Source organism: Actinomadura sp. WMMA1423 (assembly GCF_006547145.1).
Lineage (GTDB): Bacteria > Actinomycetota > Actinomycetes > Streptosporangiales > Streptosporangiaceae > Spirillospora.
This window is the reverse complement of sequence record NZ_CP041244.1, coordinates 8,775,319-8,788,413: the sequence shown is the minus strand read 5'-3', so window position 1 is coordinate 8,788,413 and position 13,095 is coordinate 8,775,319. Positions and strand designations below refer to the sequence as shown.

The window sequence follows — 13,095 nt, the reverse complement described above, 5'->3', positions numbered from 1 at the left end:
GTTCGGGGTCTGTCTCCCGACGAGCAGGTCACGGCGACTTCACGTGGTGACAGGCCACCGCATGCCCGGATGCGATCTCTCGCAGCCCGGGTTCGGAGGCGGCGCACTGGTCGGTGACCTGGAGGAAACGGGCGCGGAAGCGGCACCCCGTCACGGGGAGGGCGGTTCGACGTCCGGGCATCGGCGGACGGTGCCGCCGCCGAGGCCGGTCAGCTCCAGTCCGTCGAAGAGCACCGCCCCGAAGTCGGCGCCGGGAACTGCATGATCGCGCGGGCGGCGGTCGCCCTGCCGTAGCCCGACTCGCCGAGGGCCGCTCCCGGCAGCAGGCCGAGGGCGAGCGTGCACGACCTGGCCGCGGCCGACCAGGGACTCAGCCGCCGCAGTGCACTGTCGCGGTTGTGGCCCCGGCCGCGCTTGTGGCGGTAGGTGCGTCCGGTGCGGAGCAACTGGCGGTCGACCGGTCCGAAAGGCCGAGGTAGGCGGCGGCATAGATCGCCTCGTCACACAGGTGCCGCGTGGTGGGACCGTCCTGAAGATCGTGTGGGTGGGGTGGTGACCCTGAAGGATAGGGCCGTTGCCCCGGCCGGGAAGATTCATCTGTGAGTGACGACGAGCGGCCGAGCGGGCTGGATGTCCGGCCCGCGCCGCCGAGATGATCGAGCGGGCCTGGGCCAGGGATGGCGCCGGTACGCCCGGAAGGGCTGTTGCCCCGGGTGCCACCAAGTGTGGCGAGCACTCAGCTCGACTTCGACCGCGCAGAGTGACTGGTAGCGCGGTCTTCTTGTGGCCTCGTTCGCGGTGGGAGAAGGAAGATCTCCCAAATTCCTCCCACCGGGTCACCAGTGGCCGCCCTCGGAGCCCAAAAAGCTGCCCTGCGGGAGCGAGGCCGCGCACTGCTGGACCGAAACCCGTGACCTCTTCGGAGCTGCGACAACGCCAAAGAGGCCTGCTCATCGTCCGAGCAAGCCTCTGAGCTGGGGAAACGTGGGCGATACTGGGTTCGAACCAGTGGCCTCTTCGGTGTGAACGAAGCGCTCTCCCACTGAGCTAATCGCCCCTGTGGAACGTGTGTTCCGACGTCGGAAACTCTAGCGCATGTGCCGGGGTGGTCGCGCGTTGGTTTTCGGGTGGGGTCAGGTCCAGAAGGTGGGGTCTTCTATGTTCCAGGGGAGGGTCGTGCCGTAGAGGGCCAGGTAGGCGGTCAGGGCGGCGGCCAGGGCCAGGGCGGTCAGGGTGCCGAGGATGGTGTTGCGGCGGCGGGCGCGGGGGTCCAGGGCTTTTTCCTTGGCGCGGTCCGCGGCGGTCTTGGCGCGGTGGAGGGCGCGCTGGGCCCAGGCGAACTCGGTGGCGAGGATGGCGAGGCCGATGACGATGCCGAGGAGGCCGGGGCCCGGGGTCACCATCATGATCAGGCCGCCGACGAGGACGGCGGCGCCGGTGAGGAAGACGCCGGCGCGCCAGGCGGTGTTGAGGAGGGGGTTGCGCCGGATCCGGGCGCGGAGGCGGTGGATGGGGCGGGGCTCGGGCGGCGGCGCTTCCTTTTCATGATTTATTGCCACGGTTTTACTCTAAGGCAGCGGATGGGGGCTCGGGGGCCCGGGGGAGCGGGTGGATCTGCCTGCGGGGCGGGCCGGCGGGGGCGAAAGAAACTTGCGAATGATCCGCTTTTGCGCAGGTCAGACGCGGGTTTTGCTATGGTGAGATGGATCACAAACGCCGGGGACGCCGGAATGTTCGGCCGAGTTCAGGCAGTTAGGCGTCATAGATCGCGGGGATGTCGGGGAGGAGGGAGAACTCCTCACCGCAGCACCCCGTGAGCCAGCGGGACCGACGTAAGAGGGAATGGCCATGAACAGCAGTACCACCGTCTCAGCAGAGCTGGGCCTTCGTCTCGTCGTCCCCGACCGCACGACCGTCCCCTTGCTGGCCGGGCTGGAGTACGCGGCCGACGACCCGTACGCGATCCGGATGGCCTTCTACGTGGGCGACGACGAGCCGGTTGAGTGGATCTTCGCTCGGGAGCTGCTCACGGTCGGCATCGTGCGCAAGGTCGGGGGCGGGGACGTCGAGGTCTGGCCGGGCGAGGACGACGGCACGCTGAACATCGCGCTGTCCTCCCCGTTCGGGGACGCGCTGTTCGAGGTGCCGCTCTCCCCTCTCGCCGACTTCCTCCACCGGACGTACCAGGCGGTGCCCGCCGGCGAGGAGAGCGAGTTCATCGACATCGACGCCGAGCTCGAGAACCTGCTCTGGCCGTCCTAGCCGGACAGGCGCGCGATGTGGCGCATCTTGTTCATCGCGTCCAGGGCGGCGACCTTGTAGGACTCGGCGAGGGTGGGGTAGTTGAAGACGGCGTTGACCAGGTAGTCGATCGTGCCGCCGCAGCCCATGACCGTCTGGCCGATGTGGACGAGCTCGGTGGCGCCGGTGCCGAACACGTGGACGCCGAGGAGCCGCCGGTCCTCGGGTGAGACGAGGAGTTTCAGCATCCCGTAGGAGTCCCCGATGATCTGGCCGCGGGCGAGCTCGCGGTAGCGGGACACGCCCACCTCGAAGGGGACCTTGGCCTCGGTCAGGGCGTCCTCGGTGCGGCCGACGAAGCTGATCTCGGGGATGGTGTAGATGCCGATGGGCTGGGTCTCGTGGATCTGCGAGACCGGCTCGTCGCAGGCGTGGTGGGCGGCGAGGCGGCCCTGCTCCATCGAGGTGGCCGCGAGGGACGGGAAACCGATCACGTCCCCCACCGCGTAGATGTGCGGGACCTCGGTGCGGTAGTGCTCGTCGACCTTGATCCGGCCGCGTCGGTCGGCGCTGAGGCCCGCTGCCTCCAGGCACAGGTCGCCGGTCATGCCGTGGCGGCCGGCGGAGTACATGACGGTGTCGGCGGGGATCCGCTTGCCGCTCTCCAGGATGGTGATCGCGCCGCCGCCCGTCCGCTCGACGGACGCGACGCTCTCGCGGAAGCGGAACGTGACGGCCAGGTCGCGCAGGTGGTACTTGAGGGCCTCCACGATCTCCAGGTCGCAGAATTCGAGCATGCGCTCGCGGCGCTCGACCACGGTGACCTTGGTGCCGAGCGCGGCGAACATGGAGGCGTACTCGATGCCGATCACTCCGGCGCCGACGACGACCATGGTCTCGGGGATGCGGTCCATGTGGATGATGCCGTCGGAGTCGATGATCGTCCGGTCGTCGAAGTCGACGGTGTCGGGCCGGGCGGGGCAGGTGCCCGTGGCGATCACGATGCGGTCGGCGGTGACCTTCTGCTCGCGGTCGCCAGTGCCGCTGACGGCGATCGTGTCGGGCTCCAGGAAGCGGCCGGTGCCGGGCAGCACGGTGACGCGGTTCCGGGCGAGCTGGCTGCGGACGACGTCGGTCTCGCGGCCGATGACGTGCTGGGTGCGCATCCCGAGGTCGGCGACGGTGATCTCCTCTTTGACCCGGTAGCTCTGCCCGTACAGCTCGCGCTGGTTGAGCCCGGTCAGGTAGAGGACGGCCTCGCGGAGCGTCTTGGACGGGATCGTCCCGGTGTTGATGCAGACGCCGCCCATCATGTCGCGGCGGTCGACGATGCCGACCCTGCGGCCCAGCTTGGCCGCGGCGATGGCCGCGCGCTGCCCGCCGGGACCCGAGCCGAGGACGAGGAGATCGAAGTCGTTCACTCCCCCAGTCTGACGGCCCGGCACCGCGGTGATAAGGGGTTTCGCCGGATCTATCCCGATCCCAGGAGGCCGGCGGCGAGGGCGTCCAGACCGGACTTGACGCGGGCGAGGGGCATGCCGCGCGTGCGGCGCTGGTGGAGGAACAGGTTCGCGGCGAGGGGGGCGAGGAGGGCGTCGGCCAGGTAGGCGGCGTCGGCGCCGGGGCGGATCTCGTGGAGCAGGATCGCCAGATGCCGGTGGTAGAGCCCGTAGGAGCCGTCGCGGAAGCGGGCGTCGGGCGGGTCGGACTCGGCCATCAGCAGCAGGTCGGCCTGGGCCTCGGTGCGGTCGGCCAGGGCGTGCAGGAAGGCGCGGACGCGGTCGGCGGGGGCGGCGCCCGGGCCGAGCGGCGGCGGGCCCTGGATGAAGGCGGCCTGGAAGTCGCGCTCGCGGTCGTCGATCACGGCGAAGACGAGCCGGGCCCGGTCGCCGAACCGGCGGTACACGGTGCCGACGCCGACCCCGGCGGCCCGCGCGACCTCGTCCATGGAGACGGCCTCGGGCCCGCGGGTGGCGATCACCTCCGCGGCGGCGCGCAGGATGCGGCGGCGGTTGTGCGCGGCGTCCGCGCGCTCGGCGGGCGGCCGCCCCACCACGGGCAACTCCCGCATCCAGCCCCCTTCAGGCACGGCACACCAGCGTAACGGGTTTGTATCCGGAAAGTTCTCCGGTTAAGCTCCGTAACCGGAACTTTCTCCGGTTAGTGGCGGGAGCGTGGGATGACGGCGGATCTGGCTGGACGGGCGGCCCTGGTGACGGGCGGCGGGCGCGGGATCGGGGCGGCGATCGCGCGCCGGCTGGCGCGGCAGGGCGCGGACGTCGCGGTGACCTACGTGCGGGCCCCGGAGCGGGCCGCCGGAGTCGTCGCGGAGATCGAGGCGGCGGGCGGGCGCGGGCTGGCGATCGCGGCCGACGCGGCGGACCCGGCGGCCGTCGTCGCGGCCGTCGACCGGGCGGCGGCGGAACTGGGCCGGCTCGACATCCTGGTCAACAACGCCGGGATCGCCCCCTACGGGCCGCTGGAGGACGTGTCGGCCGCCGAACTCGACCTGACGCTGGCGGTCCACGTCCGGGCCGTGTTCGTCGCGTCGCAGGCGGCGGCCCGCCATCTCGGGCCGGGCGGGCGCATCATCAGCATCGGCAGCAGCCTCGCCGAGCGCGTCCCCTATCCCGGCTGGACGCTGTACGCCATGAGCAAGTCGGCGCTCACCGGGCTCACCCGCGGCCTGGCCCGCGATCTCGGGCCGCGCGGGATCACCGCGAACGTGGTGCAGCCGGGCTCGACCGACACCGAGATGAACCCGGCCGACTCCCCCGACGCCGAGTTCGAGCGCGGGTTCACCGCGCTCGGCCGGTACGGGCGCGCCGAGGAGATCGCCGCGATGGTCGCGCATCTCGCGGGTCCGGGCGGGGACTATGTCACCGGTGCGGCGATCGCCGTGGACGGGGGGTATGCAGCCTGATGGCCTGGGTGTTCCTGTTGATCGCGGGGCTGACCGAGCTGGTGTGGGCGACGGCGCTCAAGCAGTCGGACGGCCTGACGCGGCTCTGGCCGACCGTCATCGGCCTCTCCGTGGCGCTGCTCAGCGTCGTCGTGCTTTCGCTCTCGCTGCGCTCCCTGCCGGTCGGGACGGCGTACGCGGTCTTCGTCGGGCTGGGGGCGCTCGGCGTCGCGGTCGTCGGCATGGTCGCGTTCGGGGAGAGCGCGTCGCCGGCGCGGCTGGCGTTCCTCGGCCTGATCGTCGTCGGCGTGGTCGGTCTCCAGGTCCTGGAGGGCTCTTAGCCCGGTCAAGATCGGGCAGAGTACGGGCATGGCGAGGGAGATGCTGGGGATCGACATCGGCGGTTCGGGGATCAAGGGGGCGGTGGTCGACCTGTCGGACGGCACGTTCACGCGGGAGCGGTTCCGGGTGGACACGCCGCAGCCGTCGAAGCCCAAGGCGGTCGCGAAGGTGCTCGCGCAGGTCGTGGAGCACTTCGAGTGGGACGGGCCGATCGGGGTCACCTATCCGGGCGTGGTGATCGACGGGGTGACGCTGTCGGCGGCGAACGTGTCCAAGCGCTGGATCGGGCTGGAGGCGCGCGCGCTGGTCGCCGAGGCGACCGGGTGCGAGACCACGCTGCTCAACGACGCGGACGCGGCCGGGATCGCGGAGATGCGGCTCGGCGCGGGGCGCGGGCGGCACGGCACGGTCGTCGTGCTCACGCTGGGGACGGGCATCGGCAGCGCCCTGTTCACCGACGGGGTCCTCGTCCCGAACACCGAGTTCGGGCACCTCCAGGTCGACGGCGAGGACGCCGAGATCCGCGCGGCGGCGAGGGCGCGGGAGGAGGAGGACCTCAGCTGGAAGAAGTGGGCGAAGCGGCTCAGCGTGTACCTGGGCCACCTGGAGGCGCTGATCTCCCCGTCACTGATCATCGTGGGCGGCGGGGTGAGCAAGAAGTCCGAGCACTTCCTGCCGCTGCTCAAGGGCGTCCGGGCGGAGATCGTCCCCGCGCGGCTGGTGAACAACGCGGGGATCGTGGGGGCGGCGATGGCGGCGGACGCCGCGCGCTCCCTGGAGGCCGCACGCTAGGCCCTCCTGAGCCGGACGGTCGCGATCTCCCAGGGCCGCAGCGCGAGCGCGGCGGTCCCCTCGTGCACGTCGAGCGGGATGCCGGGGCGTCCGCGCAGGTCGACGCGGGTCGCCCCGGTGAGGCCGCCCTGGATGACGGCCGTGGTGGGGTGCGCGCACTGGGCGACCACGCGGGTCTCGATCCAGCCGTCGCGGAGGCGCAGCGAGGTCATCGCCACGCCGTCGCCCGTGATCGAGATGCCCGGCCTGGACGGCGGGACGGGCGTGGCGGCCCGCCCGTAGCCGGCGGCGGTGAACAGGTCGTGGCGGTAGGCCTCGGCCGCCCGCAGTACATCGGTTCCTGGCGCTTCGCCGGAGTACGGCATGACCGCGAGGCCGACCGTGCGCTCGCCCCGGCACTGGGCCAGCGGCGTCGGGAGCTGGGGTCCGGCGGGCTGGTCGCGGTAGGCGTTGCGGTCCCGCGACAGGTAGCCGATCGAGCGCAGCAGGGTGATCGCCATCTCCCGTCCGCCCAGGACCTCGTACTCGGTCGCGTGCTCCAGCAGGACGGCCAGGCCGCCCGCGGCGGCGAAGCCGGACGCGGGGAACGTCGGCACGGGGCGCTCGCCGAAGCCGCCCTCGGCGGTGAGCCCCCGCTCGACGATCGCGAACTGGCCCTCGGCGAAGGACGAGGCGGCCTCGCGCGGCAGTGGCAGGTGCAGCCGGACGCGATGGTCGTCGCACCGGTTGTCGAATGTGACGCGCAGCCGCAGGAAGGGCTCCCCGGCGCGGAGTTCGGCGCGGGTCGTGACGGTCACGTCCTCTTCGGCGGTGGACCGGGCGCCGCCCGGGACGTCCCCGGACGCGGGCCACCGGTAGGTCCGGACGATGTCGAGCGCGGCGACGAGCGGCCCCTCCCACACGGTCCGGACGTCCACCGCCCGGGGGTCGCCGACGACGCGGTCCTCGGCGGGCGGCGCGTAGTTGTAGGAGTCGCCGAGGTCGCCGCCGTCCACGATGCGGCCGGCCCCCTCTACGACGTGGCCGGACGGGGTGCGCAGCTGGAGCGTGCCGTCGTCCCGGACCTCGGCGCGCAGCAGCCCGTTGTCCAGGACGTTCCCCTCGGCCCTGACCCGCCCCTCCGGAGCGGCGCCGGAGGCGGCGGGCCGGACGGCGGTGAGCCCGAGCGGGGGCACCTCGACCAGCGCGGCGACCGTGCGGCGCGGGTCGGCCAGGATCCGGACGCGCCAGTCGCCGTCCGCGCCGCGCAGCGCCCCGCGCACCTCGCCGATGTCGAACGGCAGGTCGGCGCGGGCCGTGACGTGGAAGGTGAGGGTGCGGTCCGCCGGGGACACCGACCAGTCGCGGATCTCCTGCCCGAACAGCACCCGCCCGTACACCCGCTCCAGCAGGATGGGCAGCTCCGAGGCCGGGTGGAGCGCGTCGTCCAGCACGGTGGGGGCGGTGTCGAGCGTCTGGACGGGTACTGGCCGCCCGTCCCCCGTCTCCAGCCCGGGTTCCCCTTCGCCTGGGACGTCCAGGGTGACGAGGCCGGTGCGCGTCGCGGGGGTCGGGTTGAACACCAGGTGCGAGCCGAGCGGCACCGTCCCGGCGCGCTCGGCGGTGACGAGGTCGCAGACCGCGCGGCCGAGCTGCTCGGCCTCGGCCATGCGCGCCGCGACCTGCTCGGCGGTCTCGTCGCTGCCGCAGCCGGTGACCGAGTCGTGGCAGCTCACCTCGATGAGGTTCCGCCAGGCCAGGTCGAGGAACCGCTGCGCGTCGCCGGTGTACCAGAGCGCGGTCAGCGGCTCGGCGTAGCGCTCCACGAGCCGTTCGGCGCGTCCCATCAGCTGCTTGAGCCGGACGCGGGCCGACAGCACGCCGGGCAGGATGTTGGCGCGCGCGTGGGAGCGCAGCTCGCCGCGGACGCGCGGCAGGCCGTCCACGGACGGCTCCTCCCCGGCGAAGTACCCGGCGAGGGTGTCCAGCCGCATCGCGCGCCCGGCGGAGGCGACCCGGTCGGCGAGGTCGGCGGCGGGCGCGGTGTGGTCGGCCCCGTACATGGCCAGCAGGGGGCCGCCGCCCGGGTACCAGCGGCCCATCGACTCGGCGAACCCGGCGACGCGGCCGGTCAGCAGCGAGGCGCCGTCCTCGAACTCCTCGAACATCGAGGCGGCGTTGCCGTAGCCGCCCTCGGGGAGGTACTGGGTGCGGATCGCGGTCCCGTCCGGCGCCTCCCAGGCGAACGCGCGGGTGCGGACCCGGTCCGGGACGCCGCGCCACACGCAGGCGTGCTCGATCCCCGCGAGCCGCAGGATCTGCGGCGTCTGCGCGCAGTGCCCGAACTGGTCGGGCAGGTAGCCGACCATCATGGCGGCGCCCAGCTCCTCCGCGCGCCGCAGCCCGAGCTCCAGGTTCCGGACGATGTTCTCCCCCGAGCACAGGAACTCGTCGTGCAGGATCTGCCAGGGGCCGACGGCGAGGCGGCCCTCCCGGACGAGCGCGGCCACACGGTCCCGCCGCTCGGGGCGGATCTCCAGGTAGTCGTCGACGGCGGCCATCTGCCCGTCCAGCGTGAAATGCCAGCGGGGGTCGGCCTCCATGCCGTCGACGACGCCGTCCAGCAGCGACACCAGGCGGAGCCGGAAGCGCTGGAACGGCAGGTACCACTCGCGGTCCCAGTGGGTGTGCGGCACGACGACGATCTCGGATTCCTCGGTCCGGCCTTCTACCCGCACAGTGCGATCACCTCGTTCTCGTGGGTCTCCAGGCGGTGCATGCCCGCCCCGTCGGCGGGCATCCGGACGCGGTCGCCGCGGACGGCGGCCCGCCGCCCGTCCGGCCGGACCAGCACGGTCCCGTCCGCGCCCATGGCGGTGAGCTCGTCGCCGGCGCGCAGCAGGACGGGCGCGTCCAGGCCGGCGGACACCGAGGTCCGGCCGGCGGCGAGCCCGCCCAGCACGTCCTCCCCCTCGGTGAGGACCCAGGTGACGGGCTCGCCGAGGCTCTTCTCCTGCGCCGGGTCGTGGAAATCGCTGCCGCCGAGGGGCACGACGCCTCCGGGCCGCCACAGGTCCGCCCAGGCCAGCGGGGCGCCCCAGCGGCGGTCCCACCAGGAGGAGTGCCAGATCTCGGCGAGGCGCGGCCGGTGCCCGGCGGGCAGGGGGCGGCGCCAGGCGCAGTCGCCGCTCAGCGGATGGTTGATCGACATGAGCCCGCCGCGCGCGGCGGAGGTGGCGGCCCAGTCGGCGCTCGGCCCGCGGAAGTCGATCCAGCCGGTGTCGCCGAAGACGTTCGCGTGGCCGAGGTCGGTGGTGACCTCCTGGCCGGGCAGCAGGAGAACCCCGGCGTGCGCACCGGCGGCGGGCAGCTCGGGGTGGTGGCTGACGGTGTTGTGGTCGGTCACGGCGAGGAAGTCCAGCCCCCGGGAGGCGGCGAGGCAGGCCAGCTCGGTGACGGTGAGCGTGCCGTCGCTGTGGACGGTGTGCGCGTGCAGGTCGCCGGCCAGCCACCGCATCCCGGGCGGGGCGGGCAGCTCCCGGCGGGGCGGCCGCTCCGGCCGTGGCGGCGGCGGTTCGTCCGGGCGGTCTGGGGCAGCCCCTGAGGTCGTGACGGTGACCTCGTAGGGGACGCCGTCCGGCGGGATCCGGTGCAGTCCGAGCCAGACGTGCCAGACGCCGGGTTCGAGCTCGCCGGGAAGGTAGCCGGGCGTCGCCCAGCCGGCCCCGATGGTGAACTCGCGGCGCGCCCCGCCGGACCAGCCGCGGAACCCGTCCGGCCCATGGCAGCCCAGGTCGATCACACCGCCGTCGAAGGAGAGCCCGACCGTGACGGACGCCGTGCCCGGCGGGACCTCGAAGGGGAGCTCGCGCAGGCCCTGCTCCAGACGGTCTTCCAGGCTCCACCGCCCGCTGTGCACGGTCATCCGCGCCTCCCGTCCTTGGTCAGGGGCACCGCCGCCTGCCCGGCCTCGGCGCCGCCGCCCGTCACCAGCTCGCCCTCGCGGTAGAGCAGGACGCGGCCCGGACGCGGCAGCGCCCACCCCTCCGCGTGGGAATGGGCCTCGAAGTCCTCCCCCACGACGGCCCGCACGGTCTCGCCGTCGACGTCCAGGGTCACGAGGGAGGCCCCGCCGAGGTTCTCCACGACGGACACCCTTCCGTGGAACGCCCCGTCGACCGGCTCGGCGCTGAACTCCATGTACTCGGGACGTACCCCGCACACGACCTCCTGCCCGTCCAGCGCGAGGCCGCGCGCCTCCTCCGGGACGGGCAGCCCGGTCCCGCCGACCGCGACGTCCCCGCCCCGGACCGTGCCGGGCAGCAGGTTCATGGGGGTCGAGCCGATGAACGAGGCCACGAACAGGTTCGCCGGGCGCCGGAACACCTCCGTGGGCGTCCCGATCTGCCGGATCCGCCCGGACTCCATCACCGCGATCCTGTCGGCGAGCGCCAGGGCCTCCGCCTGGTCGTGCGTGACGAACACCGTCGTGACCGCGACCCGCTGCTGGAACCTCTTCAGGAAGGTGCGGGCCTCGAGGCGGAGCCGCGCGTCCAGGTTGGACAGCGGCTCGTCCAGCAGGAGGACCCGCGGATCGGCCACCACGGCGCGGGCCAGCGCGACCCGCTGCTGCTGGCCGCCCGACAGCTCCCCGGGACGCCGCTGCTCCATCCCCTTCAGGCCGAGCTCGCCGACGGCCTCGGCCGCGCGCCGGTACCGGGCGGCGCGGCTCTGCTTCCTGACGCGCAGCGGGTAGGCGATGTTGTCCATGACGGTCATGTGCGGGAAGAGCGCGTAGTCCTGGAACACCATGCCGACGTCGCGGCGGCCCGGCTGGAGCCGCGTCACGTCCTGCTCGCCGAGGCGGACCGTCCCGCCCGCCGCCGCCTCCAGCCCGGCGATCGTGCGCAGCAGCGTCGTCTTCCCGCAGCCGGACGGGCCGAGCAGCGCGAAGAACTCGCCCGTCCGGACGTCCAGGTCGAGCGCGTCCAGGGCCCGGACACCGCCCGGATAGACCTTCGTCAGCTCCCGAATGGTGATGGACGCCATCAGCGCTTGATCCCTCCGTGGAAGCGGAACCCGTACCGGCGGCTGACGAACAGGTACATGAGCACGACCGGCAGGGAGTACAGGAGCGAGAAGGTGGAGATCAGCGGCAGGTCCGGCTGGCCGCCCTCGGTGTAGAACGTGTACATGATCACCGAGGCGGGGGCCTTGTCCGGGTTTCGCAGCAGCAGGAACGGCATGAGGAAGTCGCCCCACACCTGCGCGACCGTCCAGACCGCCACGGTGGCGAGGCCGGGCCGGATCACCGGGACGACCACGTGCCGCAGGACCTGCAGCGGCGAGGCCCCGAACACCCGCGCGGCCTCCTCGTAGGACGTGGGGGTGGCGTCGGTGAAGTCCTTCAGCAGGAAGATCGCCGCCGGCAGCAGCCCGCCGGTCAGCACCAGGACCACGCCGAGCCGCGAGTCGATCAGGTGCAGGTTGAAGGCCAGCAGGAACACCGGCACCATCGCGGCCGTCCCGGTGATGATCGACGACAGCAGGAGCAGGACGTAGAGCAGCAGGTCCCGGCCGGGGACCCGGACCCGGCTCAGCGCGTACGCGGCCAGCGACGCGGTCGTGACGACGAGCGCGGCCGTCCCGGCGGCCAGCAGCACCGAGTTGCGCAGCGAGGCGAGCGCGTACGGGTTGTCCATCAGGACCCGGAAGTTGTGCAGGGTGAACTCGGGCAGCGACGCCGCGATGCCCGGGTTCGCGTCGAACGGGGCGAAGGCCAGCCAGAGCAGCGGCAGCGCGAAGAACCCGAGGACGGCCGAGACGAACACGGCCAGGCCGATGCGGCGCAGCAGCTCGCGGACGGTGTCGTTCACGCGGCCGCCCCCTCCGCCGCGCCGGCGTCCGGCGTGCCGGTCGTCTCCAGGCGGGCCGGCTCCTTGCGGGCGCGGTCGCGCAGCGCCCGCAGGTAGAGCAGCGCGATCACCAGGTTGACCAGGATCATGACCAGCGAGATGGCCGCGCCGAAGCCGAGCCGGCCGTCGCCGAGCGCCGTCCGGTAGACGTACACCGACATGATCTCCGAGCGCCCGTCCGGGCCGCCGGCGGTGATCAGGAACGGGGTGAAGTCGTTGAACGTCCACAGGCTGACCAGCAGCAGGCTCGTCAGCACGTGGCCCCTGATGCGCGGGAGCACCGCGTCGCGCAGCGTCTGCCACGTCGAGGCGCCCGCGAGCCGCGCCGTCTCCAGGTGGGACGGTGGAACGTTCCCGATCGCCGCGCCGTAGAGCATCATCGAGAACGCGGTCCCGCGCCAGACGTTGAACACGACGATGCACGCCATCGGATGGTCCAGCAGCCATGCCGTGCCCGGGGTGCCGAGCACGGCGTTGAGGGTCCCGCCGTCGCGGTCCAGCAGCGCGATCCACAGGAACGCGATGACCGAGGACGGCAGGATCCAGGCCAGCAGCACCAGCCCCTCGACCAGGCGCCTCAGCGGGCCGGACCGGTCGCGCATCACCCAGGCGATCGCGAACCCGAGCACGGTCTGCCCGACCACCGCCGACCCGAGGACGAACTGGAGCGTCAGCCACAGCGACCGGTGGAAGTCGCCGTCGCCGAGCACCTCCCGGTAGTTGCCCGCCCCGACGAACCGGGGCTCGCTGGCGGCGATGCCCGTGAGCCGGTAGTCGGTCGTGCCCAGGTAAAGCGTCCAGAGGGCGGGGAACACCAGGAACACCGCGACCAGGACCAGCGCGGGCGCGACGAAGGCCGCCGCGCGCCCCCGGCCCAGCCCGGCCGCGTCGTCCCCGGGGGACGGCGCGGCCGCGGGCACGGCG

At 73.0% G+C, this 13,095-nt stretch carries 13 protein-coding genes and 1 tRNA gene; 4 read left to right on the top strand and 10 right to left on the bottom strand.

Going from position 1 to position 13,095, the window contains the following annotated elements:
* Positions 1-209 precede the first annotated feature (209 nt).
* The 3 genes from FKD65_RS40515 to FKD65_RS40505 form a co-directional block, all read right to left on the bottom strand.
* Entirely contained in the window at positions 210-446 is a 237-nt protein-coding gene (locus FKD65_RS40515; protein ID WP_141584938.1) for a hypothetical protein, read from the bottom strand.
* Between the two features lie 539 nt (positions 447-985).
* Positions 986-1,057, bottom strand: a tRNA-Val gene (locus tag FKD65_RS40510).
* A gap of 76 nt (positions 1,058-1,133) precedes the next feature.
* Entirely contained in the window at positions 1,134-1,559 is a 426-nt protein-coding gene (locus tag FKD65_RS40505) for a TIGR02611 family protein (protein ID WP_141584936.1), read from the bottom strand.
* Between the two features lie 289 nt (positions 1,560-1,848).
* On the opposite strand from FKD65_RS40505, the gene FKD65_RS40500 reads away from it, so the two are divergent.
* Complete coding sequence (locus FKD65_RS40500) at positions 1,849-2,262, top strand: SsgA family sporulation/cell division regulator (RefSeq protein ID WP_141584934.1); 414 nt, start codon at positions 1,849-1,851, stop codon at positions 2,260-2,262.
* On the opposite strand, the gene sthA is transcribed toward FKD65_RS40500, so the two are convergent.
* Both sthA and FKD65_RS40490 read right to left on the bottom strand, forming a co-directional pair.
* Complete coding sequence (gene sthA / locus FKD65_RS40495; protein ID WP_141584932.1) at positions 2,259-3,662, bottom strand: Si-specific NAD(P)(+) transhydrogenase; 1,404 nt, start codon at positions 3,660-3,662, stop codon at positions 2,259-2,261. The two genes, FKD65_RS40500 and sthA, sit on opposite strands and share 4 nt — an antisense overlap.
* 50 nt (positions 3,663-3,712) lie before the next feature.
* The gene (locus tag FKD65_RS40490; RefSeq protein WP_141584930.1) at positions 3,713-4,312 is read right to left on the bottom strand and encodes a TetR/AcrR family transcriptional regulator; all 600 of its coding nucleotides are present in this window, start codon (positions 4,310-4,312) and stop codon (positions 3,713-3,715) included.
* Between the two features lie 108 nt (positions 4,313-4,420).
* On the opposite strand from FKD65_RS40490, the gene FKD65_RS40485 reads away from it, so the two are divergent.
* The 3 genes from FKD65_RS40485 to ppgK are packed head-to-tail and all read left to right on the top strand — an operon-like array spanning position 4,421 to position 6,277.
* Positions 4,421-5,164, top strand: a complete 744-nt coding sequence (locus FKD65_RS40485; protein WP_141584928.1) for an SDR family NAD(P)-dependent oxidoreductase — start codon at positions 4,421-4,423, stop codon at positions 5,162-5,164.
* Positions 5,164-5,484 (top strand): multidrug efflux SMR transporter, encoded by a 321-nt coding sequence (locus FKD65_RS40480; RefSeq protein ID WP_141584926.1) that lies wholly within the window; start codon positions 5,164-5,166, stop codon positions 5,482-5,484. Before FKD65_RS40485 ends, FKD65_RS40480 begins: the two co-directional genes overlap by 1 nt.
* Before the next feature lie 28 nt (positions 5,485-5,512).
* On the top strand, positions 5,513-6,277 hold the full coding sequence (ppgK, locus tag FKD65_RS40475) for a polyphosphate--glucose phosphotransferase (RefSeq protein ID WP_141584924.1): 765 nt from the start codon (positions 5,513-5,515) through the stop codon (positions 6,275-6,277).
* On the opposite strand, the gene FKD65_RS40470 is transcribed toward ppgK, so the two are convergent.
* Genes FKD65_RS40470 through FKD65_RS40450 form a run of 5 tightly spaced genes read right to left on the bottom strand, consistent with a single transcriptional unit; the run spans position 6,274 to position 13,091 of the window.
* Complete coding sequence (locus FKD65_RS40470; RefSeq protein ID WP_141584922.1) at positions 6,274-8,994, bottom strand: glycoside hydrolase family 38 C-terminal domain-containing protein; 2,721 nt, start codon at positions 8,992-8,994, stop codon at positions 6,274-6,276. The two genes, ppgK and FKD65_RS40470, sit on opposite strands and share 4 nt — an antisense overlap.
* Positions 8,985-10,181, bottom strand: a complete 1,197-nt coding sequence (locus FKD65_RS40465) for a CehA/McbA family metallohydrolase (protein ID WP_141584920.1) — start codon at positions 10,179-10,181, stop codon at positions 8,985-8,987. The genes FKD65_RS40470 and FKD65_RS40465 overlap by 10 nt, the downstream gene beginning before the upstream one ends.
* Positions 10,178-11,305 carry an ABC transporter ATP-binding protein gene (locus FKD65_RS40460; RefSeq protein ID WP_141584918.1) on the bottom strand — a complete coding sequence of 376 codons (1,128 nt, stop codon included), beginning with the start codon at positions 11,303-11,305 and terminating at the stop codon, positions 10,178-10,180. Before FKD65_RS40460 ends, FKD65_RS40465 begins: the two co-directional genes overlap by 4 nt.
* Positions 11,305-12,132, bottom strand: a complete 828-nt coding sequence (locus FKD65_RS40455) for a carbohydrate ABC transporter permease (RefSeq protein ID WP_141584916.1) — start codon at positions 12,130-12,132, stop codon at positions 11,305-11,307. The genes FKD65_RS40460 and FKD65_RS40455 overlap by 1 nt, the downstream gene beginning before the upstream one ends.
* Positions 12,129-13,091, bottom strand: coding sequence for a carbohydrate ABC transporter permease (locus FKD65_RS40450; RefSeq protein WP_205718441.1), 963 nt, complete (start codon positions 13,089-13,091; stop codon positions 12,129-12,131). Before FKD65_RS40450 ends, FKD65_RS40455 begins: the two co-directional genes overlap by 4 nt.
* Between the last annotated feature and the right edge of the window lie 4 nt (positions 13,092-13,095).

Coding starts and splice junctions, on each gene's coding strand:
- ppgK (WP_141584924.1), top strand. CDS start 5,513: ATGGCGAGGGAGATGCTGGGGATCGACATCGGCGGTTCGGGGATCAAG.
- FKD65_RS40485 (WP_141584928.1), top strand. CDS start 4,421: ATGACGGCGGATCTGGCTGGACGGGCGGCCCTGGTGACGGGCGGCGGG.
- FKD65_RS40500 (WP_141584934.1), top strand. CDS start 1,849: ATGAACAGCAGTACCACCGTCTCAGCAGAGCTGGGCCTTCGTCTCGTC.
- FKD65_RS40465 (WP_141584920.1), bottom strand. CDS start 10,181: ATGACCGTGCACAGCGGGCGGTGGAGCCTGGAAGACCGTCTGGAGCAG.
- FKD65_RS40490 (WP_141584930.1), bottom strand. CDS start 4,312: ATGCGGGAGTTGCCCGTGGTGGGGCGGCCGCCCGCCGAGCGCGCGGAC.
- FKD65_RS40460 (WP_141584918.1), bottom strand. CDS start 11,305: ATGGCGTCCATCACCATTCGGGAGCTGACGAAGGTCTATCCGGGCGGT.
- FKD65_RS40480 (WP_141584926.1), top strand. CDS start 5,164: ATGGCCTGGGTGTTCCTGTTGATCGCGGGGCTGACCGAGCTGGTGTGG.